This window comes from Tenacibaculum skagerrakense (genome assembly GCF_004345825.1).
Classification (GTDB): Bacteria; Bacteroidota; Bacteroidia; order Flavobacteriales; family Flavobacteriaceae; genus Polaribacter; species Polaribacter skagerrakensis.
Genome location: NZ_SLXM01000003.1, coordinates 271,464 through 294,121, shown reverse-complemented (window position 1 = coordinate 294,121; position 22,658 = coordinate 271,464). Strand labels below are relative to the sequence as shown.

Annotated in this window: 24 protein-coding genes; 16 read left to right on the top strand and 8 right to left on the bottom strand. The window is 29.8% G+C overall.

The features are described 5' to 3' along the window. Nucleotides 1-122 precede the first annotated feature (122 nt). From EV195_RS07435 to EV195_RS07380, 13 genes are read left to right on the top strand one after another with little or no spacing between them, the layout of a single operon-like run. On the top strand, nucleotides 123-776 hold the full coding sequence (locus EV195_RS07435; protein WP_132794301.1) for a TetR family transcriptional regulator C-terminal domain-containing protein: 654 nt from the start codon (nucleotides 123-125) through the stop codon (nucleotides 774-776). Beyond that, entirely contained in the window at nucleotides 773-2,083 is a 1,311-nt protein-coding gene (locus tag EV195_RS07430) for an ABC1 kinase family protein (RefSeq protein WP_132794300.1), read from the top strand. Before EV195_RS07435 ends, EV195_RS07430 begins: the two co-directional genes overlap by 4 nt. After that, complete coding sequence (locus tag EV195_RS07425; RefSeq protein ID WP_132794299.1) at nucleotides 2,083-2,712, top strand: flavin reductase family protein; 630 nt, start codon at nucleotides 2,083-2,085, stop codon at nucleotides 2,710-2,712. The genes EV195_RS07430 and EV195_RS07425 overlap by 1 nt, the downstream gene beginning before the upstream one ends. Before the next feature lie 3 nt (nucleotides 2,713-2,715). Continuing rightward, nucleotides 2,716-4,137 (top strand): SDR family oxidoreductase, encoded by a 1,422-nt coding sequence (locus EV195_RS07420; RefSeq protein WP_132794298.1) that lies wholly within the window; start codon nucleotides 2,716-2,718, stop codon nucleotides 4,135-4,137. Continuing rightward, nucleotides 4,134-4,277 carry a DUF2256 domain-containing protein gene (locus EV195_RS07415; protein ID WP_132794297.1) on the top strand — a complete coding sequence of 48 codons (144 nt, stop codon included), beginning with the start codon at nucleotides 4,134-4,136 and terminating at the stop codon, nucleotides 4,275-4,277. The genes EV195_RS07420 and EV195_RS07415 overlap by 4 nt, the downstream gene beginning before the upstream one ends. Then, complete coding sequence (locus tag EV195_RS07410; protein WP_317128215.1) at nucleotides 4,253-5,266, top strand: deoxyribodipyrimidine photo-lyase; 1,014 nt, start codon at nucleotides 4,253-4,255, stop codon at nucleotides 5,264-5,266. Before EV195_RS07415 ends, EV195_RS07410 begins: the two co-directional genes overlap by 25 nt. Then, nucleotides 5,236-5,556: an FAD-binding domain-containing protein gene (locus EV195_RS16930; RefSeq protein WP_317128218.1), complete on the top strand. Its 321-nt coding sequence runs from the start codon at nucleotides 5,236-5,238 to the stop codon at nucleotides 5,554-5,556. Before EV195_RS07410 ends, EV195_RS16930 begins: the two co-directional genes overlap by 31 nt. Then, the gene (locus EV195_RS07405) at nucleotides 5,557-7,080 is read left to right on the top strand and encodes a cryptochrome/photolyase family protein (protein ID WP_132794296.1); all 1,524 of its coding nucleotides are present in this window, start codon (nucleotides 5,557-5,559) and stop codon (nucleotides 7,078-7,080) included. Next, complete coding sequence (locus tag EV195_RS07400; RefSeq protein WP_132794295.1) at nucleotides 7,070-8,560, top strand: cryptochrome/deoxyribodipyrimidine photo-lyase family protein; 1,491 nt, start codon at nucleotides 7,070-7,072, stop codon at nucleotides 8,558-8,560. Before EV195_RS07405 ends, EV195_RS07400 begins: the two co-directional genes overlap by 11 nt. Then, nucleotides 8,557-8,982 carry a hypothetical protein gene (locus tag EV195_RS07395; protein ID WP_132794294.1) on the top strand — a complete coding sequence of 142 codons (426 nt, stop codon included), beginning with the start codon at nucleotides 8,557-8,559 and terminating at the stop codon, nucleotides 8,980-8,982. Before EV195_RS07400 ends, EV195_RS07395 begins: the two co-directional genes overlap by 4 nt. After that, entirely contained in the window at nucleotides 8,972-9,238 is a 267-nt protein-coding gene (locus EV195_RS07390; RefSeq protein WP_132794293.1) for a TIGR03643 family protein, read from the top strand. The genes EV195_RS07395 and EV195_RS07390 overlap by 11 nt, the downstream gene beginning before the upstream one ends. A gap of 6 nt (nucleotides 9,239-9,244) precedes the next feature. Further along, complete coding sequence (locus EV195_RS07385; RefSeq protein WP_132794292.1) at nucleotides 9,245-9,925, top strand: SDR family NAD(P)-dependent oxidoreductase; 681 nt, start codon at nucleotides 9,245-9,247, stop codon at nucleotides 9,923-9,925. 1 nt (nucleotide 9,926) lies between these two features. Continuing rightward, complete coding sequence (locus EV195_RS07380) at nucleotides 9,927-10,460, top strand: CIA30 family protein (protein WP_243693087.1); 534 nt, start codon at nucleotides 9,927-9,929, stop codon at nucleotides 10,458-10,460. 13 nt (nucleotides 10,461-10,473) lie between these two features. Here the strand turns inward: EV195_RS07380 and EV195_RS07375 are convergent, their stop codons facing one another. Then, the gene (locus EV195_RS07375; protein WP_132794291.1) at nucleotides 10,474-12,483 is read right to left on the bottom strand and encodes a sensor histidine kinase; all 2,010 of its coding nucleotides are present in this window, start codon (nucleotides 12,481-12,483) and stop codon (nucleotides 10,474-10,476) included. A gap of 248 nt (nucleotides 12,484-12,731) precedes the next feature. Between EV195_RS07375 and EV195_RS07370 the strand changes: the two genes are divergently transcribed. Beyond that, entirely contained in the window at nucleotides 12,732-13,187 is a 456-nt protein-coding gene (locus EV195_RS07370; protein WP_132794290.1) for a thioredoxin family protein, read from the top strand. A 52-nt stretch (nucleotides 13,188-13,239) separates the two neighbouring features. Here EV195_RS07370 and EV195_RS07365 read toward each other — a convergent pair whose 3' ends face one another. The 4 genes from EV195_RS07365 to EV195_RS07350 form a co-directional block, all read right to left on the bottom strand. Further along, the gene (locus EV195_RS07365; RefSeq protein ID WP_132794289.1) at nucleotides 13,240-14,337 is read right to left on the bottom strand and encodes an OmpA family protein; all 1,098 of its coding nucleotides are present in this window, start codon (nucleotides 14,335-14,337) and stop codon (nucleotides 13,240-13,242) included. Nucleotides 14,338-14,513: 176 nt separating this feature from the next. Next, nucleotides 14,514-15,095, bottom strand: coding sequence for a Crp/Fnr family transcriptional regulator (locus EV195_RS07360; RefSeq protein WP_132794288.1), 582 nt, complete (start codon nucleotides 15,093-15,095; stop codon nucleotides 14,514-14,516). 2 nt (nucleotides 15,096-15,097) lie between these two features. Beyond that, on the bottom strand, nucleotides 15,098-15,784 hold the full coding sequence (locus EV195_RS07355; RefSeq protein WP_132794287.1) for a LytR/AlgR family response regulator transcription factor: 687 nt from the start codon (nucleotides 15,782-15,784) through the stop codon (nucleotides 15,098-15,100). Continuing rightward, on the bottom strand, nucleotides 15,781-16,605 hold the full coding sequence (locus tag EV195_RS07350) for a sensor histidine kinase (RefSeq protein ID WP_132794286.1): 825 nt from the start codon (nucleotides 16,603-16,605) through the stop codon (nucleotides 15,781-15,783). The genes EV195_RS07355 and EV195_RS07350 overlap by 4 nt, the downstream gene beginning before the upstream one ends. Before the next feature lie 193 nt (nucleotides 16,606-16,798). On the opposite strand from EV195_RS07350, the gene EV195_RS07345 reads away from it, so the two are divergent. Then, a complete protein-coding gene (locus tag EV195_RS07345; protein ID WP_132794285.1) occupies nucleotides 16,799-17,971 on the top strand; it encodes a metallophosphoesterase in 1,173 nt (390 codons plus the stop codon). A 40-nt stretch (nucleotides 17,972-18,011) separates the two neighbouring features. Here EV195_RS07345 and EV195_RS07340 read toward each other — a convergent pair whose 3' ends face one another. Next, complete coding sequence (locus EV195_RS07340) at nucleotides 18,012-19,349, bottom strand: alkaline phosphatase D family protein (protein WP_132794284.1); 1,338 nt, start codon at nucleotides 19,347-19,349, stop codon at nucleotides 18,012-18,014. 179 nt (nucleotides 19,350-19,528) lie between these two features. Between EV195_RS07340 and EV195_RS07335 the strand changes: the two genes are divergently transcribed. After that, nucleotides 19,529-20,377, top strand: coding sequence for a dienelactone hydrolase family protein (locus tag EV195_RS07335; RefSeq protein WP_132794283.1), 849 nt, complete (start codon nucleotides 19,529-19,531; stop codon nucleotides 20,375-20,377). Between the two features lie 89 nt (nucleotides 20,378-20,466). Here EV195_RS07335 and EV195_RS07330 read toward each other — a convergent pair whose 3' ends face one another. Both EV195_RS07330 and EV195_RS07325 read right to left on the bottom strand, forming a co-directional pair. Continuing rightward, nucleotides 20,467-21,465, bottom strand: a complete 999-nt coding sequence (locus tag EV195_RS07330) for an Ig-like domain-containing protein (RefSeq protein ID WP_132794282.1) — start codon at nucleotides 21,463-21,465, stop codon at nucleotides 20,467-20,469. A gap of 60 nt (nucleotides 21,466-21,525) precedes the next feature. Next, entirely contained in the window at nucleotides 21,526-22,623 is a 1,098-nt protein-coding gene (locus EV195_RS07325; RefSeq protein WP_132794281.1) for a hypothetical protein, read from the bottom strand. Nucleotides 22,624-22,658 lie beyond the last annotated feature (35 nt).

Sequence of the window (22,658 nt, the reverse complement as noted above, 5' to 3'; positions counted from 1 at the left end):
TGTTTTTTTTGCAAATATAATAGTATTACTATTAAAATAAAGTTAAATTTTTATTTTGTTTATTTTATTTAATTATTTCTTAAACAAAAAGTGGTATCTTTGAAGATGTAAAAATTACACAGATGGCTAAAAAAAAGAATATCAATAAAGACTTTATTATCAGTAAGTACATGGATTATGTATTGACTCATAATGAAGACCCTAAATCGGTATATTTGTTTACGAAAGAAAATGATTTTGATGAACAAACATTTTATACCTACTTTACATCGTTTGATTCAATTCAATCATCAATATTCGAAGCTTTTCATCAGAATACGATTTCTTTATTAGAAAAAAGCGAAGATTTTTCAACATACAATGCTCAAAATAAATTATTAAGTTATTACTATACCTTATTTGAGATTTTAACAGCTAATAGAAGTTATGTAGCTCATGTTCTTAAAGATAAAAATGACGTGTTAAAAAAAATAAAAGCACTTAAAAGCTTCAAAGAACACTTTACAGTATTTATCAAGAGTTTAGAGATTCCAACGTTAGATTTTAAGCAAGAGCGAATTGAAAAGATTCAAAATAGAGCGATAGAGGAAAGTGCATGGATGCAATTTATTTTTACACTAAAATTTTGGTTAGAAGATACTTCTACTTCATTTGAAAAAACAGATGTTTTCATAGAAAAATCAGTAAAAACAAGTTTTGACCTTATGAATATTGAACCAGTAAAAAGTGTAATTGATTTAGGTAAATTTTTATATAAAGAAGCTGTTGGAAAATGAAAACTATAGATAACATACCTACTTCCAAAATACAACGTGCATCCAAATTAGTTCAAACTGGAGCAAAAGTTGGTGTTAACTATATTAAATACTACGGTAATAAAATAGTAAACGGAGAAGATGAAGCTAAAGAGCAATTAAATAAAGATAATGCTGAGGATATTTATAACGGATTAAAGAAATTAAAAGGAAGTGCTCTTAAAGTTGCGCAAATGCTAAGCATGGAAAAAGGTATTTTGCCGCAAGCTTATGTAGAACAATTTTCGTTATCACAATTTTCCGTTCCACCATTATCAGCTCCTTTAGTTAAAAAAACATTTAAAAAGTATTTTGGTAAATACCCAAATGATTTATTTGATGAGTTTAATCTTGATGCGGTTAGCGGAGCAAGTATTGGTCAGGTTCATCTAGCAGTTAAAGACGACAAAAAATACGCAGTAAAAATTCAGTATCCTGGAGTAGCAGAAAGTATTTCAACTGATTTAGCATTGGTAAAACCAATTGCCATTAAAATGTTTAATATCAAAGGAAAAGACAGTGATAAATATTTTAAAGAAGTTGAAGACAAGCTAATTGAGGAAACCGATTATGTGTTAGAAGTATCTCAAAGTCAGGCTATAGTTGATGCCTGTATGCATATCGAAAACCTAAAGTTTCCTAATTATTATACTGAATATTCTTCAGATAGAATTATTACCATGGATTGGATGGAAGGGGTTCATCTTTCAGAATTTACTGCAACAAATACAAATCAACAAACAGCAACTAAATTGGGGCAGGCATTGTGGGATTTTTATATGTTTCAAATGCATAAGTTAAGAAAAGTACATGCTGATCCGCATCCGGGTAATTTTCTTGTTTCAAAAGATAATGAACTGATTGTACTTGATTTTGGTTGTATGAAAGAAGTGCCTGAAGAGTTTTATGTTCCTTATTTCGAATTGGCTAAGAAAGAAAATATTTCCAATCCAGCTTTTTTTGAACAAAAACTTTACGAATTAGAAATTCTTAGAAGAGATGATTCGCCTGAAGAAATTGCCTTTTTCAAAGATATGTTTCATGAAATGTTGAGCCTTTTTACACAACCATTTCACAAAGAGGAATTTGATTTTTCTGATGAAGATTTCTTTGGAAGAATTACAGAGTTAGGAACTAAATATGCAAAAAGTACTGAGTTAAAAAACATGAATGGGAATCGTGGTTCAAAGCACTTTATTTATATAAATCGCACGTTTTTTGGTTTATATAATTTAATGCACGATTTAAAAGCAACGAACATTAAAATCAACAATTTCAATAAGTATTAATGAAGTTATTCGAAAAACAACATATTGACCAGTTCGATAGAATTCATAGAATTAATTTAATGAACAGTTTATCTGGTTATAAATCTGCTAACTTGTTAGGAACTGTTTCTAATGAAGGAGAAGAGAACGTAGCGGTTTTTAGTTCCATAGTGCATTTAGGTTCAAATCCGCCTTTATTAGGATTTGTGCTAAGACCCACTACGGTTCCTAGAAATACCTATGAAAATATCATAAATACCGGTTATTATACCGTCAATCATATTGCCAAAGAGTTTACAGAAGATGCACATCATACTTCTGCGAAATATGACAAAGAGGTTTCTGAATTTGAAATGACTAATTTGACTCCAGAGTATAAAAATGATTTTCATGCGCCATTTGTGAAAGAATCACCAGTTCAAATTGCATTAAAATTTGTTGAAGAACACTATATCAGTGCAAATGATACTTTGTTGGTTGTTGGAGAAATTCAGTTTTTCTACGTAAAAGAAGAAATGTACAATCCAAAAGATGGTTTTTTAGATTTAAGCAAAGGAAATATTGCTACCATTAATGGTTTAGATTCCTATGCAGTACCTGAGTCTAATACGAGATACGAATATCAGCGACCAAAAAAAACAATTTCTTAGGCTATGAAAATTCTAATCACAGGTACAACAGGTTATATAGCAAAGCGCTTAGTTCTTCAATTGTTAGAAAACAATTATGAACTGGTTTGTTGTGTCCGTGATTTAAACAGAATACCTGATGAGATTGAGAATAAAGAAAATATTGAATTTTTAAAAATTGATTTTTTAGAAGATACGCTTCCAGATTTACCAAAAGATATTGATGCGGCATACTATCTTATTCATTCTATGTCGACAAATTCTGGGGATTTTGAAGATTTAGAAAGAAAATGTGCTTCAAATTTTAAAACTTTAGTTGAAAAGACCAATTGCAAACAAGTAATTTATTTAAGCGGAATTGTAAATGATAATTCATTATCAAAACATTTACAGTCTCGTTTACAAGTAGAGCAAACATTAGCATCTAATAAATATTCGTTAACAACATTTAGAGCTGGAATTATAGTAGGAAGTGGAAGTGCATCTTTCGAAATCATTAGAGATATTGTTGAAAAGCTTCCTGTAATGATTACTCCGAAATGGTTGAATACTAAAACACAGCCAATAGCTATTAGAGATGTGTTAAGCTTTCTGGTTAATGGACTTGGAAATGAAAAAGTATTCAATAAATCATTTGATATTTGTGGTCCCGAAATTCTAACGTACAAACAAATGCTCTTAGAGTTTGGTAAAGTTAGAGGTTTAAAACGATACATTTTTACCTTACCCGTTTTAACGCCAAGATTATCCTCATACTGGTTATATTTTGTAACCTCTACTTCGTTCAATTTGGCAAAAGCATTAGTAGATAGTATGAAGGTTGAAGTGATTGCTAAGCCTAGTAATATAAATGAGATTTTAAATGTAACTCCTATAACATACTCAGAAGCTGTAGACGTAGCTTTTCAAAAAATTGAACAAAATGCTGTGATTTCTAGCTGGAAAGATGCTATCAGCAGCGGTGTTTTTAAAGATCAATTAAGTAAACATGTTCAAATACCGCAATTTGGTTGTTTTAAAGATGTAAGATCTAGAAATATAGTTAATGAAGAAGTAACTATCAATAAAATCTGGTCAATTGGCGGTGAAAATGGTTGGTACAGTTTCACCTGGCTGTGGAAAATTCGTGGGTATATGGATAAACTAGTTGGAGGTGTAGGATTACGTAGAGGAAGAACCCACAGTTCTTATTTAGAGCCAGGAGATCCATTAGATTTTTGGCGTGTATTGCTCGCTGATAAAGAGGAAAAAAGATTATTGCTTTTTGCAGAAATGAAATTACCAGGAGAAGCTTGGTTAGAGTTTAAGATAGTTAAAAATCAATTATTTCAAAGAGCTGTGTTTAGGCCAAAAGGAATTTGGGGAAGATTGTATTGGTATGCAGTGTTACCTTTTCACGCCTTTGTTTTTAATGGAATGATTGACGCTTTAGTTTCCGAAAAGTGAGAGGAGTAAAGAAAGAACATTTACCTTCAAAAATATGTCTCTGTTGTAACAGACCTTTTACTTGGAGGAAAAAATGGGAAAGAGATTGGAATAATGTTAAATATTGTAGTAAAAAATGCAAAACTCAAAAACAGCCATAGTTTGGTTTACCAACAATTTAAGAGTACGAAATAATAAGGTGCTTTTTAAGGCTTGTAATGAGTATGAACATGTAATTGCAGTTTACTGTTTCAATCCAAATGTATATAAGATTAATGAATATGGTTTTAAAAAGACCGAAAAATATAGAGCAAAATTTATCATAGAATCGGTTAACGATTTACATAATAATTTAAAAAAATTAAACATTTCTCTCTTCTTATGTTATGAGCATCCGCATCGTTTTTTGCCACAATTTTGTCTAAAGTATAAAGCGGATGCTCTTTTTTTTCAGAGAGAGTTTACAAGTGAAGAAACACTTGAAATAAAGCATTTAAGATCATCAATTCCAGAGCAAGTTGAGGTGTTTGAGTATTACGATCAATTCTTAGTTGAACCAAGTAACATTTCTTTTGAGACCCACCAAACACCTCACATTTTTACAGAGTTTCGTAAAAAAGTAGAAAAATATGGAGTAATAGAGAAGGAAGTCTTTCCTTCAAAAAAAAGTCCATCAAATTTAATTGAAAACGAAACAGAGTTGATTACGCTTGAAAAACTAGGTTTTTCTGATTTTACAGTACCTAATTACTCAGCATTTCCTTTTTCAGGAGGAGAAACACAAGCTTTTAAACGTTTACAAGAGTATTTTTTCAACTCAAAGAAGCTTTCATATTATAAGAAAACTCGAAACGGATTGTTAGGTGTTGATTACAGTTCTAAGTTTTCTCCTTGGCTAGCTAATGGATGTATCTCTGCAAAGTCAATTTACTGGGAACTAAAAAAATACGAAGCGACAATCGAAAAAAATGAATCTACGTATTGGTTAGTTTTTGAGTTAATTTGGAGAGATTATTTTAAATATATAGCGTTAAAACACGGTAATAAACTGTTTAAACTCGGAGGAATAAAAAAACGAATTACTCTTGGAAAAATGATGAGAAACTACTCCATCAATGGATTAATGGAGAAACCAATGAACCATTTGTAAACGCCAATATGATTGAATTGAAGGAAACAGGTTGGATGAGTAATCGAGGACGACAAAATGTGGCTTCCTATTTTGCTAAAGAACTTCAGTTAGATTGGAGAATTGGTGCTTCCTATTTTGAAAGTATGTTGATTGATTATGATGTACATAGCAATTATGGTAATTGGAAGTACGTCTCTGGAGTAGGTAATGATCCCAGAGATCGAAAGTTTAACATACAACTACAGGCAGATAGGTACGATAAAAATGGTAATTATCAACGCACGTGGTTACAAACAACATTATTCTAAATGAGTAAAATTAGTATCATATTTCCGCATCAATTATTCAAAAACATAACAGATTATCTTACTAAAGATACTCATGTGTATTTGATAGAGGAATTATTGTACTTCAATCAATATAATTTTCACAAACAAAAGTTAGCTTTTCATAGAGCTACGTTACAGTTTTATGAAAATTACTTACACACAAAAGGCTTTAAAACAACTTACATTGAAGCTAAAGATGATTTATCTGATATTAGAAAATTAATACCAGAAATCGAAAGTAAAGGTTATAGCGAATTATTTTTATTTGATCCTACAGATAATTGGTTATCAAAGAGAATTAAAGAATCTACATCAAAAGCTAAGATTAAATGGTTTGATAATCCTCTATTCATCAATTCAAAAGAAGAACTAGCTTCTTTTTTCAAGGAAAGTAAGAAGAAATTTTATCAAACTTCTTTTTACAAAGAAGAGCGAATCAAAAGAAATATATTAGTTCAAAATGGAGACCCAGTAGGAGGAAAGTGGACGTTTGATACAGAGAACAGAAAGAAATATCCAAAAAATAAAATGACACCAGTTGTTTTATTTCCTGATATCAATGAGAATTACAAAGAAGCTAGAACTTATATTAATGAACACTTTCAAGATAATTTAGGTGAACTGCATCAATTCCAAATTTATCCTACAACATTTAAGGAAGCAGAAAAATGGTTACAGGAGTTTTTTGAAGTGCGTTTTCATGAGTTTGGAGATTATGAAGACGCTATTGTAAAAGATAGAAATTTCTTACATCATAGTGTTTTATCTCCCTTAATTAACGTCGGATTATTATCTCCTTTATACGTTATTGAATCAGCTATTTCGTATGCAGCAAAGAACGAAATTCCAATAAATTCCCTAGAAGGATTTGTACGTCAGATTTTAGGTTGGAGAGAGTTTATAAGAGGAGTTTATGAAGTAAAAGGTTCAGAAGAAAGAACACGAAATTATTGGAATCATTCAAGAAATATCCCTGAGTCTTTTTATACTGGTAACACAGGTGTTTTACCAATAGATACTACCATAAAAAGAATTCTAAAAACGGGTTATACACATCATATCGAGCGTTTAATGGTTCTGGGGAATTTCATGTTGTTGTGTGAGTTTGATCCAAATCAGGTGTATCAATGGTTTATGGAGTTTTTTATTGATGCGTATGATTGGGTAATGGTTCCTAATGTGTATGGAATGACATTGTTTTCAGATGGTGGTTTAATGTCTACAAAACCGTATATAAGTAGTAGTAATTACATCAAAAAAATGAGTGATTATACTTCTGGAGAGTGGGAAGAAGTTTGGGATGGTTTGTTTTGGAGATTTATGGATGTTAATCGTGATCAATTAGCTAAAAATCCAAGGTTAAAAATGTTGATTTCTAACCTTGATAAAATGTCTTTAGAAAAAAGAAATTCATTATTTGGTAAGGCAGAAGAGTTTTTAAATTTTTTAGAGAATTCAGAAGAGAAGGAAAGCAGTTATACGTTAAAATTTCATGATGAATAAAGAAAGAATATCCGTTGTTTGGTTAAAGAGAGATTTACGTTTACATGATAATGAGGCAATTTACAATGCATTACAGTCAGGTAAAAGAGTGTTGTTTTTATATGTTTTTGAAAATCTTTTATTAAATGATGCGCATTATAGTAAACGTCATTGGGATTTTATCAAAGAATCTATTTCTGATATAAACGAAGATTTAACGAAATACAATACCAAAGTTTTAAGTGTAACTGGAGACATTGCTGCAGTTTTTAATCAACTACAGTCAAAATATATAATAAGTGAGGTGTTTTCGCACCAAGAAACAGGATTATTAGTCACTTTTAATAGAGATAAGGAATTTGCTCGTTATTGTAGAAATAATTCTATAGAATGGACGGAAAACATTAATAATGGTGTTTTAAGAGGACTATTAAATCGTGAAGATTGGTTTGAAAAGTGGGAAGATTACATGTATCAAACTCAAATTAAGTTTCAAGCTAATTCGGAAAACTTTATTACGATATCTGAAATTCATTCACTTTCTGAATATTTTCATACAACTAATTTAAAAACTGATGAGGATAAGAATTTTCAGTATGGAGGTACAAAAATGGCTTGGAAATATGCCGATTCATTTTTTAATGAACGCTATGAAAAGTATATGTTCCACATTTCTAAACCAGAAGATTCAAGAACAAGTTGTAGTAGATTATCACCTTACATAGCTTGGGGAAATGTATCTATCAGAGAAATTTTTCAAAAAGCTAAAGAGGTAAAACAAAGTTCGGAAGGAAAAAGACATTTAGGAGCATTTATATCAAGATTGCGATGGCAAGCTCATTTTATTCAAAAGTTTGAAATGGAATGTACTATGGAAAATGCGAGTGTAAACAAAGGCTATCATAAACTTAAAAAATCAATCTCTAAAGGATATATAGAAGCTTGGGAAAATGGACAAACTGGTTTTCCTTTAGTTGATGCGTCTATGCGTTGCTTAAACACAACAGGGTATATAAATTTTAGAATGAGAGCCATGCTAGTGTCTTTTTTTACACACATTTTATGGCAGCCTTGGCAAGAAGCAACACATCATTTATCAAGATGTTTTCTAGATTTTGAACCGGGAATTCATTTTCCACAATTGCAAATGCAAGCTGGTGAAACTGGTATTAATAACCTAAGAATCTACAATCCTATTAAAAACGGACAAGAACATGATCCTGATGCTACGTTTATTAAAAAGTGGGTTCCAGAATTAGCAGATTTACCTACTCCATTTATTCATGAGCCGTATTTAATGACTCCTTTAGATCAACAATTTAATAACTGTCAACTTGGTAAAGATTATCCTTATCCGATTGTTAATATTAAAGAAAATAGAAAAAGAGCTAGTGATATTTTATGGAATATGAAAAAGGATAAAGAAGTACTTAGAGAAAGTGTGCGAATATTGAAAAAGCATACTATTACTAATAGAAGCAGAATGTTACGAGACGAATGATTTTTAATACAACATATAATAACGAAGATTTTAAAATCCATAGCAAAGAACTATTGGGTAAACCATTTTCTTTCTTAGAACGACTTAAAATGAACGGAAATGGCTCTGGTAGGTTTATGATTTATGAGTTAAGTGAAAAACTGTATCCTAAGCAAAAGCAATTTTCTGAACTCAATTATGGAAATCTAGAGTTACGACCAAACGGAATTTTAGTTCACTTTACTAATCGTTTAGAACGTTATTCTTGGTGTATTCCATACTACAAGTTAGTGGTTTATAATTCTAGTTATTTCAGTATTCATGCAGAAGGAAACTTTATTAAGTTTCTTAAGAATAAAAACTATACAGAAAACAAGAAATTCATTGCTAAAATGCTGGATTATAAAAATGAATTTTTAAAGCTTGATTATTATGACGGATAGAGAAATTGATAGAATTATAGAAATGGCTTGGGAAGATCGGACAACCTTTGATGCCATTCAATTTCAGTTTGGCTTAAAAGAGCAGGAGGTTATAGATTTAATGCGAAGAGAAATGAAACCTTCAAGCTTTAGGTTATGGAGACAAAGAGTTACAGGAAGAGCTACAAAACACCAAGCTAAACGTGAATTTGAAAAAGGTAGGTTTAAGTGTACGAGACAGCGAAATATATCAAACAACAAAATATCAAAAAGATAATATAATATGAAAACCATTCTTGTAGTAGGAGGTAGTAAAGGAATTGGAAATGCTATTGTTAATCAATTAAAAGACACTCATAAAATCATTAATTTTAGTAGGAGTGAAGTGGATTCACATCCAAATATAACTCATTATTCTGTAGACATTACAAAAGATGAATTACCTGATTTAAATGAAGATATTCATGGATTGGTGTATTGTCCTGGAAGCATTAATTTAAAGCCAGTTAACAGACTTTCGTTAGACGATTTTAGAAATGATTTTGAAATTAACGTAATTGGTGCGGTAAAAGTGATTCAAAAGTATATTAATCAATTAAAAAATAATGATGCAAGTGTAGTGTTATTTAGTACTGTAGCAACAAAACTAGGAATGCCGTTTCATGCAAGTGTCGCTGCCAGTAAATCGGCTGTTGAAGGTTTAACAAAATCGTTAGCCGGAGAATTTGCAACAAAAGTTCGTTTTAATTGTATAGCTCCAACAGTAACGGATACTTCTTTAGCGGAAAAGTTATTGAGAAATGAAAAGCTGAAAGAAAATATGGAAAACCGCCATCCTTTAAAAAAATATTTAAAAGCAGATGAAGTGGCGAGTTTAGCTTCTTATTTATTGTCAGATGCTTCTACTGCAATTTCAGGACAAGTATTTCCTATTGACGCAGGTATTGTTAGTTTGAAGCTTTAGTATGAAGTACTTTATAAGCCTTCTGTTTATTTTAGTAATGATGCAAAGTAAATCTATAATTTACTCGTTTTCCAAATCAAGTGATGTCAATCAATGGTATATTACCAATGATGATGTTATGGGAGGTATTTCTAACTCCAAAATCTCTTTAGATGAAAACGGGAATGGAAAATTTCATGGAAATGTGTCAACCGAAAACAATGGAGGTTTTGCAATGGTTAGATTGCCTATTCATATTGAACTGAATAATAATTCTAAAAAGATAGTATTAAAAGTAAAAGGAGATAACAAGAAATATCAGTTTAGATTAAAATCACAAAGAAATCAAAGATATTGGTACGTGCAGAGTTTTATTACATCGATTGACTGGGAAACTATTGAACTACCTCTTTCTGATTTTTATCCTTCTTTTCGAGGAAATAAACTCAATATTGAAAACTTCAACTCGAATACAATTCATGAAATTGCTGTTTTAATTAGTAATAAAAAAGATGAGAGTTTTCAACTATTAATCAAATCTATTGAGGTATTATAAGAGTTGAATTGCATTAAATTTTCCAACTAAACTTAATTGTAGTGCCTTGTCCTTTTTCAGATTCAACAGAGATAAAACCGTTGTTTTGAGAAACAAGCTTTTGGACAATAGTTAGACCAATTCCAGTACTGTTTTCGTCGTCTTTATCTAATCTACTAAACATTTCAAATATTTTAGAATGATACTTACTATCAATACCAGGACCATTATCACTTACCGAAAATAGGTATTCATTATCCGTAATTAAGGCTGTAATTTCAATGATGGTTTTTTCCTTATCATTATACTTAATTGCATTGCTTATAAGATTTTGAAACACATGCTCTAATTCAATTTTATTAGCATACACTTGAATATCTTCGTCTGGTATGGTTATTATATTTTGTTTAGAGTGATTAAGTATATCTATTACGTCTTTTAACAAACCATTTAAGCTGAATAGTTCTTTAGATTTGTTTCCTTTAGCAACTTTAGAATATTCTAAAAGACCATTAATCAATGCATCCATTTTAGTAACTCTGTTTTTCAACAAATCAAAGTGTTTTTTAGCATTATCATCCATTACCAACTCTAAGTCTTCTTCAATAAATGTAATTAGCGTATGCATAGCAACTAAAGGAGCTTTTAGGTCGTGAGAAACAATATGATTAAAACTATCCAATTCGGCATTGTAACTCTCTAACTGCTTTAAATTTTCTTTCAGTTCTGTATTTACTTTAGTCAGTTCTTTGGATTGTAAAGAAATCTCTAGTCCTTGGTTTATGGCTAATTCTCTTGATGTTGCCAATTGTTTAAATGAAGTAGAGAAACGATACATTAAAAGCATTGACAATAACAAAAACACTATTATATAACCAAAATTCACATAAATAATAGTGTTTTCTATTTTTCCAAGAAAAACGAATATGTGTAAGAAAAAGACAATGGTTCCTAATAACATACTTACTAGTAATAATATGGAATCATGTTTTTTTTCCTTTATAGATTTAGCAATGATGAAGAATACATACAGAATATTAATAATCATAAATACCAAAAAAGGAACTACAAACTTTGTAAAATAGGGAGCAGGAAGTACAATTACTAAAAACGCTAATAGATAGAATGAATAGCGTAATAATTTAGGATACAATTTATGAGAATAACCTTTAAAGATTTTATCAAAAAATAAACTAGCAGCAGTTCCTGCATAAAACAGAGAGATATATTCTATTTTAGTTATAAATGCCCAACTTATAGTAGGAAATAAATCAGTAAAAGGTGCATAACGACTACTTAATGCCATATAGGACAAACAAAGACAGGCAAATCCTAAGTGTAATATAGCTTTATCTTTATTCCAATAAAAAAAGAAAAACAATAGAAAAAAGATTCCTATAAACCCTAAGCAGCCAATAAAGAGCATGTCTGCTATTATTTTTTTTCTTCCTTTACTGTTTAAATAAGTTGTTTTTCCTAGTCGTAAAGGTTTATCCATTCCTGCTTTTGTGTGATAAAAATTAGCTACTTGAATTACGATTTCAAAGTTTGATTCATGGATATCTAAAGGAATTGTTTGCGAAAATCTTCTATGTAAAGTAGTAGATTTTGTAGTACCTATTTTTCCGATTTCAGCTATTAACTTTCCATTTATCCATGTTTTTGAAGACGAATAGGCAGCAGGAATAAAAATAGAAATACTAGGTCTGTCTAATGGCAACGAAAACTGAAGTCTGTAGGTTGCATACCCAAAAGTAGGAAGTTTCTTGTTTTTTAGAGAAAAGTTTGTCCAGCTTTTTGTTTCTACAATTGTGTCTGGAATTGTTGTTATAGTAAATTCTTCAGGAGCTATAAATTTATTCCAATAAAATTCCCATCCCGAATTCAATAAGATTTCAGAATCATCAGTAATAGAACTATTATGAAGATTTATTTTACCTTGATTATCATTGAATGTATTTAAACCAAAACTTGAAGAATAGTATAAAAACAAATAACTAAAGCAAAGAATAAACTTCAAAAAATGATTGTTTAATCTGTTCATTGGGGAAAATTATGTATAAACAATTATGTTTTTTGCGTTTAGTTTACCAATGTAATTAATATTAATGACTTTTAGAAATATGTTTTTATTCAATATACTTTTACAGAATATTATGTTAATACTATTAAGAATATAAGTTCAGTAAGAGTTAAATGACGATTTGATTTGATTACCAATTTTATATACTTATAAAGTGTTATGTCATTTGGTATTATTTTTGTTACTTTAAAATCTCTAATATTAGCTATATGAGAAAAATAGTATTACTAACGTTTTTTGTCTTTACTAATTTATTGATAGCTCAAGAAAGTATTGATTCAATTGCTAAAAAAAGTATTTGGTCTTTAACTTATAAAGATGCTTTACAACTATCAAAAAAAGAAAAGAAACCATTGTTAGTATATTTCAAAGGTTCCGATTGGTGTGGGCCATGTAAAAAGTTAGATCAAGAGCTTTTTAGTACTGAAAAATTTAAACATTTTTCTGATAACTATTTTATATTATATGAAGCAGACATTCCTTTTAACCAAGATTTGGTTACAAAAGAAAGGCTAGAATTAAATAAAAAATTGGCTAAAAAATTTAAGGTTTCATCTTATCCAACTTTATTGGTTTTAAACCATAAGCAAAAGATTTTAGGAGTTAAAAAAGGACTAATTTTAACCGAATATTATTATCCTTTTTTTGAAAATTATATCAAATAAAAAAACCGTTGTTAAAACAACGGTTTTTTTATGACATTTTAGAGCTCACTAATTATTTTTGATTGATTACTCTAAACTCCGTTCTTCTATTTACTCTATGCTCAGCTTCTGTACAAGTAATACCGTCTGAACATCTATTCTTTAATCTAGATTCTCCATAACCTTTAGCTACTAATTGGCTATCATTAACTCCTTTTGAAATTAAATAATTTGCTACAGCTTGTGCTCTTCTTTCAGATAAATCTAAGTTAGCAGCTTTAGAACCTCTTGAATCTGTATGTGAAGCTAATTCAACCTGAACCCCATCTTTTAATACTGGTAATAATCTTGAATCAATTAATCTTTTAGCAGCAGAAGTAAGAGTAGCACTTCCTAAATTCCAGTTTATTGGTAATGGATTATATGTTAATAATTCACACTCAACTTCTTTCCATGTTGTTAACCCTCCTTTATTAACAAGTACTTCCTTAGTTACGTTTTTATATTTAGCAGGAATAGTAACTTCTTCTTTATAAGCATCTTTTACTAAAACAGTTTTTGTAATTTCTTTATAAACAGCCGGAATTTCTACTGTACGAGTTGTAGGTGGTTTTACCATTACTCTTTTAGTATACGTCTTTTGATACCCAGGAACAGCTACTTTTTCTGTATCAGCGTCGCTATTTAATTTAGTGATAGGAATTGTTACGAAACTCGCAGGAGTTGGTTTATAACACCAGTATCTACAATCATTTGGATCACTAGACTCACAATCTGGAGCTTTTTCGCTCATTTCCCAACGTGCTGAAGCTGCCTTTGTTTCTATGGTTTCTTCATCTGGTCTAAAAGTAGCATTGATTACTCTTAATCTATTAGCTTCTTCTTTTGCTGTGTAACTTACTTCTTTGTTTTCCCATACTGCAGGAACTACTTCTAGACGTTGCCCAGCTTCTTTTACAATAACTCTTTCCGTTACGGTTTTATACTGAGCAGGGTAGGTTACTATTTTTTTATAAGCGGGAGCTATTTCAATGGTTACATCTTCGTTTTTCCAAACTTCTGGAGTTTTACAACGAACATAACACTTTCCTGGTTCTGGGTTTTCTGGTAAATCTTGTGAATACGATGTAAGACTTCCTATTAAGATTGCCCCAAACATTAATTTTTTCATGATGAATTTTAATTTAATTAATAAAATTTTAACTTTTCTAAAAAATATGACACGCAATGTTGTTATAGGTCACAGTAATTAGAATAAAAATTCATTTATTAATAAGAGTGATATAAGTTGTTGTAAGTTAATTTTTCATCATAAGTTTATTTGAAAACTCAAAAAAAAAGAAATCTTTATTTTATATTTTTTCTAATCCTACTCATGTGTCTAGAAGAAATTCCTAAAAAAGAAGCTAAATATTTTACCGGTACTTTTTGTAATAAATCAGGTTCTTGTTTCAGCAATTTAGCATATCGCTGTTCTGGAGAGTTCGTTAGTAAATCAACTCTATAATCATCAATTTTAAAAATTTGATTTTCAAGTAAATTATAATAAAACCTATGAAAAGCACTGTTATTTTTCATTAAACGCTGAAAATTATTATTATCTATAACTTTAAGCTCACAATCACTTAAAGCTCTTATACTTTTATTTGAAGGCGTATTATTTAAAAAGCTTTTTAAGGAAGAAGTACTTGAGTTTTTAAGTGCTAAGTAGGTAGTTTTTTCTTCTTCATTTACTTCGATAGTATGCTGTAAAACACCTTTGTGTAAATAGCAAAAATGCTCACAAATATTGCCCTGTTTAACTAAGTAATAGTTTCTTTTAAGAGTTTTTGTTTGAAAAGAAGCTGCAATTTCAGGTATAAATTCTACAAGAGAATCATCCTTAATAATATCAACTAAATACGATTTAAAATGAATATCAATCTCCATAATTACAACAATTTAGTTAATGCGTTTTTATACATTTTTCCAATAGGTACAATATAATCTTCAATACTAATTCTATTTCCTTCTATTGCCTTAATATGTTTCTTTGAAACTATAAATGATTTATGAACTTGGTAGAAATTGTTTGTTGAAAGACGTTCTAAAAAATCAGAGATTTTTTCGCGTACTTGTATTTCTTCATTAGAAGTAATTATTTTACAGTAGTTTCCTGTTGCTTCAATAAATAGGATTTCATCAAAGTTAATTTGAATGAGTTTTTTATTCGATTTAACAAAGAAGCTATCAGAATGCTTGCGTTCTTCTTGTTCATTTTCTAAGTTGACTTTGATATCAATTTTATTAACAGCTTTTAAAAAACGATCAAATCCAAAAGGTTTTAATAAATAGTCAACAATATTCAGTTCATATCCTTCTAAAGCATGTTCTTGATATGCCGTAGTCACAATTACTTTAGGAGGATGTTGAAGAGTTTTTAAAAAATCAAAACCTTTTAATTTAGGCATATTTAAATCCAGAAATACTAAATCAACTTTATTATTTCTAATACATTCTAAAGCTTCAATAGCATCATAACAACTCTGCACTAATGAAAAATTGGGTAAAGCATCACAATATCCTCTAATAATATCATGTGCTACAGATTCATCATCGATAATTATATATTTTATCATAGCTTTAGTAATAATTTGGTTGTGTACACATCATTAGTAATACGTTCAGTAAACTCGTGCTTTTTTGGATAAATTAGTTCTAATCTTCTTTTTAAGTTGAATAAACCAATACCATTTTCCGTTTTTAACTCAGTGTCGAAATTATTCTCAATACAAAATTTTATGATGTGGTTTTTTTCTGTCAAATTAATAGTAACATAGGCATTATCACGCAATACTTCTACACCATGTTTAAACGCGTTTTCAACTAAAATAATGAACAGTAACGGGGTTAATTTTAGATTTAAACTCTGAACATCCACGTTGAAATTAATATGAATCTTTTTATGATAACGCATTTTATGTAACTCTAAAAAGCTTTGAATAAAATCTATTTCCTGTTCTAAAGTTACCAACTCTTTTTGTCCTTCATATATACTATAACGCATCATATCGGAAAGCTGAAGAATTAATCGTTTAGCCTTTTCACGATCACTATCTACCAAACCATATAAGTTGTTTAGCATATTAAAGAAAAAATGAGGATTCACTTGAGATTGTAGATGTAGTAATTCTGTTTTCTTTTTCTCGTTTTTAAGATTCATTAAAAATCTAATATTAGCTATAAGCCAATAAATAAAATAGCCAGATAAAACAACAACTAGTAATAGGTAGTAAATTAAAACTAAAACTTCAAATATAGAGTTAGCTCCTACATTAATTCTAACGGAGTTTTTATTAGTTATTACTATACTATAACTTAAATACATTAATGGAATAACAATAGAAACTCCTACAATAAAAACAATTGTTTTTTTATATGTATTAAACAGATTTAACATTGACGAAAAGTAATGATTTATTCATTGTAATTAAAGTTTTAGTGATAAACAGATGAATACTGATGATGAACATTTACTTTCTGCTTTTTTAATGGATTTTCTTACATTTAACATCATTGCTATTGCTTTTGTCACAATAATTTCTTGTCTTTTTTCATCCATTATACATTTGAATGAAATTAAACCTAATCAAATGAAAAAAAGAGTAGTTAGATACTTAAAACATGTAATTGTAACGTTATTATTATTGTTAATTACAGGAGCGTCAACATTACATTATTTAAACGGATCTTTAAATTATGGTCAAAATCCTATTGCATATGCATTGGATAATGAAGGACCATATGTATTTTATGAAAATGATAGCATTGTAAGCATCAATTATTTAAAAGGAACTAGAACAAATGGTTTTTTTGTGAAATCAGATTCATGTAATATTAAAAAGAAGACCTCTTTAAGTTGTTATTTTCCATTAGATAGTTCGAGCTTTAAATTTGAATTAAATCATACTATAAAGCCGCCTAAATCAACGTATAACACAGGAAAAAAAGTACTTGCTATTTCCGATATAGAAAGTGGTTTTAAAACGTTCAGAGATTTTTTAATCAGAAACAATGTAATTAATGAAAAACTTGAATGGATATTTAATGACAACCATTTAGTATTAGTGGGCGATTTTGTAGATAGAGGAAACTCTACAACTCAAGTATTATGGTTTATATACATGCTTGAACAAAAAGCTAAGCAACATGGCGGAAATGTTCATTTTATAATTGGAAATCATGAGTTATATAATTTACAAGGACAATATAAATCATCAGAAAAAAAATATTATGCCATAGCCAGTATTTTAGGTAAACTACCGTATCAATTATATAATAATAACTCTTTTTTAGGTAGGTGGTTAGCTAGTAAAAATAGTATAGAACGTATCAATGGAACATTATTTACACACGGAGGAATTCATCCTGAAATTGCAAAAACAAGTATTTCAATAGATGAAATAAATGCGATTAATAGAAAACATTATTTCAAACCGTATTTTCCTAAGCCTAAAAAAACAGTAGAACAGTTAATTACTTCTAATAAAAAAGGAGTTTGTTGGTATCGTGGATATTTTAAAAATGAATTAACACAAGATGAAGTAGAGAAGGGGCTCAATAATTTTAAAGCGAAAAGTATTGTAGTAGGTCATACATTACAATCGAAAGTAAAAAAACTATATAAAGGGAAAGTATATGCTATTGATGTTGTACATCCTAAAGACTATATAAATAGTTGGCCTAATCGAAAATCGGAAGGATTATTAATTGAAGGAGAAAAGTATTACCGAGTATTTCATAATGGAAAAGTAGAACAGCTATAATTAAAAAAGCGAACCTGTTTTGGTTCGCTTTTTTTGATTCTTATCGTCTCTTATATTTTAAGTCGTTGGCTTTAATATTTTTAGTCCATAATTCCTTACCATCTTTATCTACAATTTGAATGGTAAGTACACGTTCTTTTCGTGGGCCACTCACTTTTAACATTCCAAAATTATGTTGTCCTACTAAAGTTTCTTCTAATTTATAAACATTTGATTCTTCTTTACTAGCATGTGCACCAGCAGTTAAAGACGAACAAGTAAGATCGTAAATAGGAGGTACTCTATCATTCTCTTGTATCTTACTTAACACAGTATGATGCCTGTCTCCATCTAGAAAAACGACTCCTTCTATTTTAGCTTCACGTATTTTTTGAATTACATAATTACGTTCATTCTGATAAGTAGCATTATTCTCATACATAGCTTCAGAACTTATGAACTGACTACCAATAGCAATAAACTTAAATGGAGCTCTACTAGAAGACAGCGTATTTATTAACCAATCAATTTGGTCTTTCCCTAACATTTGTCGTTCTACAGTGTGATTATTATTAGCGGTTCTGTAATAGCGGTTGTCTAATAAAAAGAAATCTAAATCTGCCCATTGAAAAAAGCCTGTAATTCCGCCTTTATCAATCACATCATAATTAGGATTTCCCCAGAAAAGTTTAAAAACTTCTGAGGCTGTTTTCTTTAACCAATAACTACCATCAGAATCATTAGGACCGTAATCATGATCATCCCAAATAGCATAATGATGTGTTGAAGCCAATAATGGTTGTAATTCAGGTAAAGAACGTGTGTGTGTGTATCTATGTAAAAAACCTGTTCTAGAATTCCAATCTATTTCTCGTAAATAGGTATTATCACCTAACCATAGCATAAAGTCTGGTCTTTTTGAATGTATTGACTGGAAAATTTCATATTCACTACCATATGGTTTTCCTGGTCTATCGAACTCTGGCTCGTTAACATAATTACAACTTCCCACCGCGAAATTTACTTCAGGAGGGTCAGTTCTCCATTGCCATAATGTTTGTGATTGAAACTCCATGGGATAGTCTCTTTTCACTTTTCTTCCATCAATATACACTTCATATGTATATTTTTTTCCAGGTGAAATTTCATCAGCAATTAATCGGGCTACATATCCATATTTTTTTTCAGTTGTATATTTTTCAGTCTTAAATCGCTTTTTAGGATTAGCTTTATCAAAATATACGAAATGTACTTCAGCAGCTTTCGTTGTTTGTACCCAAAGTAAAGCCTCTTTCATAGTTGAATAACCAACCATTGGTCCAGATTGTAACAAATCTTGTCCGAAGCTCATAAAACTAATACAAAACAAGATAACCGCATACAATAACTTCTTTATCATTTTTATAAGTTTAAATAGTTTTTTTGTTTTCAAACAAATATACTAGTACTTTCTTAACTAATGTTTTTATAATCTATAGAAATCATTAATTAGCGATTAATTACTCCTAGGATTAGTAATAATTATTGAATGTGTTCCTTACAATTAGTATCTTTATCTTTCATATAAAATTAACCATAATGAAACTATTAAAAACAATCTTAGTACTCATTTGTACGTTAGCATTTGTATTTTCTTGTAAAACAGAAAAAGCTTCTAAAACCGAAGAAAAACCTGTTGTTGAAGACTTACCTGTAAAGGTTAAAGGAGAAGAAGTTACTTATGCAACAGACTCTACAAAAATGAAAGGGTACATAGCTTTTGATGAAAATAATAAAGGAAAGCGTCCAGGAATAATTATTGTACACGAATGGTGGGGACATAATGACTACGTTAGAAAACGTGCTGATATGCTTGCTGAATTAGGATATACAGCAATTGCTATTGATATGTACGGTGATGGAAAACAAGCAGGACATCCTGATGACGCTGGAAAATTTGCTAAAAATGTAATGTCTAATTTACCTGTAGCAAAAGCTAGATTTAATGCGGCTGTGGATTTATTAAAAAAACACGAATCTGTTGATGCTGGAAAAATTGCTGCTATTGGATATTGTTTTGGAGGTAGTGTGGCTTTAACTATGGCTAATAGCGGACAAGATTTGGCTGCTGTTGCTGCTTTTCATAGTGGAGTACAACTTCCTGTAATGCCTAATGAGGATTTAAAAGCCAGAGTATTAGTTTGTAATGGTGCTGAAGATCCGTTTGTAAGTCTAGAATCGGTTAAGGCATTTACATCGGCATTAGATTCTTTAGGGAAAAAGTACGAGTACATCGCTTACCCTGGCGCTACACATAGTTTTACATCTAAAGAAGCAGATGAAAATGGTAAAAAGTTTAATTTACCACTAGCATATAATGCTGAAGCAGATCAAAAATCTTGGGAAAGCTTACAACAATTATTAAATGATGTTTTTAAAGGAGAGTAAATAAAATCCATTAAATAACTGATAAAAAAATACGATTACTATCTACTGTAATCGTATTTTTTATTTGATACATGTTTGTATTCAATATGTTAATTTAGAGAAAAAGAAAGTTCTAAAATTGGTGTTTTTACTTCTTTTCGAACATCTCTATCAAATAAACGTTCTAAATTATTTCCAGCCACATCTTCTATTAATTTATTACAATGAATAGTGTAGTAAGTTCTTTTCCAGTTATTATCAGGAGTGAAAACAATTCTTTCTTCATTCGTGCTAATAGAGAAAACTCCTTGAATCTGTTTTCCTTTTTCATCGACGATAACTACATTATTGTATAGACTTCCATAATCTAAGGTATCATTTAAATTGATTACAAGCGAATTTTGGGTATTAGCTTTGGGAAGTTCAAGTTTCCATTTTGTGATATCCGGACTTTCTCTATCATTTTCAATCACTTCAAAAGAATAATTAAAATCAGCATTCATAGAAATTCCTTCAATATCTTTTAAGCTATTAGAAATGAGCAACGTATAAGATTCTCCATTTTGTAAAACTTCTCCGAGTCGTTTATTAGGACCTAAATCTCTTTTTTGTCGGCCAGGTTCAATCCATAATGTTAGAAGTTTACCATCTTCAGAAAGCAAAGGAGTTTCTAATGGTAATAAAGCTCTATCAACTTTTTTACCTGTTTTATTATTGATTAATGAAATATGATTGTAAATGTTAGTAGCGTTTACAGGCTTAGAAAATTCGACATACCATTTCAAAAAATTAGAAGGTAAAGTAGCAGTTCTAGGATATACATCTACTATTTGTAATTGTTTATAATTAGGATTTAGAGGTATCTTGAAAACAAAAATTTCATTTTCGAAAACAGCCGTATACATTTCATTTACCTGAAAAGCTAGTAGTGGAGTAAATCTTATCGATTTATCAGTTCTTGAGATACTTCCTAGTAAAGCTTTTTTATTTGAAACTTCAGCAGTGCTTTTATAAGCTCCTTTATAAACGTTAAGTTCTTTGCTTGAACTAGTAGTTGTAACCTGTACAAACTCTTTTGTAAAAGAAAACTTTGGAGATTGAGAAGACATCTCCAAAGTTGATATTATTAATAGTATAAGCAATAAATGCTTCAAAATGTTATGCTTTAATTATAACCAACGATTGTTACTAGTTTTTAATGATAGTTTACCATTTGCTTCTCGTTGAATAAAAACAAACTCTTTATCATTAAGCTTATCTAATTGTTGCACATTCACGAAAGGTAAGTTTATAAAATTAACACCATCTGTTCCTGCACGTTCTTTTACTCTAGTTGTTAGTGAACTACTGAAAGACTCAATATCAGAAACTTTAAACTTCATTAATGCTCTGTTAGAGTTTGCCATTAATAGATAACGTTCACCATCTTTCGACATTTCAATTATATCTAAAGGAGTATTCCAGTTTCCTAACTCTGCTACTGTTCTACCTTTTGTATGAGAACCCGGAGTTAAACTATTCATTGGAAAAACAACTAAAGGAGTACATGTATAACTAGCAATAATATGTGGTTGATTGTTAATTGTAGTAGTCATAAAGGTTTTAATAGGAGCATGCGTTTCATATTGTCCATGCGCAGCATGATAAATCTCTAAAGAACTGTCTTGTTGTTTATCAGTGAATGGAAAAGGAATTGCTCTAAAAGTAGAAGCAAACTCAGCATTATTTAAACCAGAAACCATTAACTGGCCATTAGCATATTGAATATCTGTAATAGCTAATTTTCGCAAAGGCTTTCCTCTTTTATCTTTAGCATCTGCCTTTACAACGTTTTGAACATTTACTTTAGAAAAAGAAACTTGGTTAAGCGGAATATTCTCTAAGGTGTTATTATTTACTAAAAATAAAAACGATTTTCCAGAACTGTGTTGAGCTGCTACATAAGTATTTTGATTTGCTGGATTTACAACCAAATCAATAATTTGTAATTGGTCGCTATCAGCTCCTAAAAGTTGCGTTAAAAGTGCTTCAATATCTTCAATGTAAAGTTTTTCGTTAACTGCTTTTTTAGCAGTACTCATATCAATAGCAACTATTTGAGAGTTTTTGCTATCACCTAAAAATAATATTCCTTTTGGTCCAAAGGTCATTGTATTTATAGAACCAATTTCAGGATTACCTGTAGTAAAGTTTTTAGTAAGTGAGTTATTAGCAATAATAGGTAGGTAGAATAACCCTATGATTAGCGTAAGTATTAGTTTTCTCATGATTAGATTGTTTCTTTCAAATTTAAAAATTATAA

Bases quoted from the DNA above. Each gene is read 5' to 3' on its own strand.
- EV195_RS07390 (WP_132794293.1), top strand. From the start codon at position 8,972: ATGACGGATAGAGAAATTGATAGAATTATAGAAATGGCTTGGGAAGAT.
- EV195_RS07350 (WP_132794286.1), bottom strand. From the start codon at position 16,605: ATGTTAAATCTGTTTAATACATATAAAAAAACAATTGTTTTTATTGTA.
- EV195_RS07335 (WP_132794283.1), top strand. From the start codon at position 19,529: ATGAAACTATTAAAAACAATCTTAGTACTCATTTGTACGTTAGCATTT.
- EV195_RS07355 (WP_132794287.1), bottom strand. From the start codon at position 15,784: ATGATAAAATATATAATTATCGATGATGAATCTGTAGCACATGATATT.
- EV195_RS07340 (WP_132794284.1), bottom strand. From the start codon at position 19,349: ATGATAAAGAAGTTATTGTATGCGGTTATCTTGTTTTGTATTAGTTTT.
- EV195_RS07360 (WP_132794288.1), bottom strand. From the start codon at position 15,095: ATGGAGATTGATATTCATTTTAAATCGTATTTAGTTGATATTATTAAG.
- EV195_RS07365 (WP_132794289.1), bottom strand. From the start codon at position 14,337: ATGAAAAAATTAATGTTTGGGGCAATCTTAATAGGAAGTCTTACATCG.
- EV195_RS07395 (WP_132794294.1), top strand. From the start codon at position 8,557: ATGATTTTTAATACAACATATAATAACGAAGATTTTAAAATCCATAGC.
- EV195_RS07330 (WP_132794282.1), bottom strand. From the start codon at position 21,465: ATGTCTTCTCAATCTCCAAAGTTTTCTTTTACAAAAGAGTTTGTACAG.
- EV195_RS07345 (WP_132794285.1), top strand. From the start codon at position 16,799: ATGAAAAAAAGAGTAGTTAGATACTTAAAACATGTAATTGTAACGTTA.
- EV195_RS07325 (WP_132794281.1), bottom strand. From the start codon at position 22,623: ATGAGAAAACTAATACTTACGCTAATCATAGGGTTATTCTACCTACCT.
- EV195_RS07430 (WP_132794300.1), top strand. From the start codon at position 773: ATGAAAACTATAGATAACATACCTACTTCCAAAATACAACGTGCATCC.
- EV195_RS07385 (WP_132794292.1), top strand. From the start codon at position 9,245: ATGAAAACCATTCTTGTAGTAGGAGGTAGTAAAGGAATTGGAAATGCT.
- EV195_RS07410 (WP_317128215.1), top strand. From the start codon at position 4,253: ATGCAAAACTCAAAAACAGCCATAGTTTGGTTTACCAACAATTTAAGA.
- EV195_RS07420 (WP_132794298.1), top strand. From the start codon at position 2,716: ATGAAAATTCTAATCACAGGTACAACAGGTTATATAGCAAAGCGCTTA.
- EV195_RS07380 (WP_243693087.1), top strand. From the start codon at position 9,927: ATGAAGTACTTTATAAGCCTTCTGTTTATTTTAGTAATGATGCAAAGT.
- EV195_RS07405 (WP_132794296.1), top strand. From the start codon at position 5,557: ATGAGTAAAATTAGTATCATATTTCCGCATCAATTATTCAAAAACATA.
- EV195_RS07400 (WP_132794295.1), top strand. From the start codon at position 7,070: ATGATGAATAAAGAAAGAATATCCGTTGTTTGGTTAAAGAGAGATTTA.
- EV195_RS07375 (WP_132794291.1), bottom strand. From the start codon at position 12,483: ATGAACAGATTAAACAATCATTTTTTGAAGTTTATTCTTTGCTTTAGT.
- EV195_RS07370 (WP_132794290.1), top strand. From the start codon at position 12,732: ATGAGAAAAATAGTATTACTAACGTTTTTTGTCTTTACTAATTTATTG.
- EV195_RS07435 (WP_132794301.1), top strand. From the start codon at position 123: ATGGCTAAAAAAAAGAATATCAATAAAGACTTTATTATCAGTAAGTAC.
- EV195_RS07425 (WP_132794299.1), top strand. From the start codon at position 2,083: ATGAAGTTATTCGAAAAACAACATATTGACCAGTTCGATAGAATTCAT.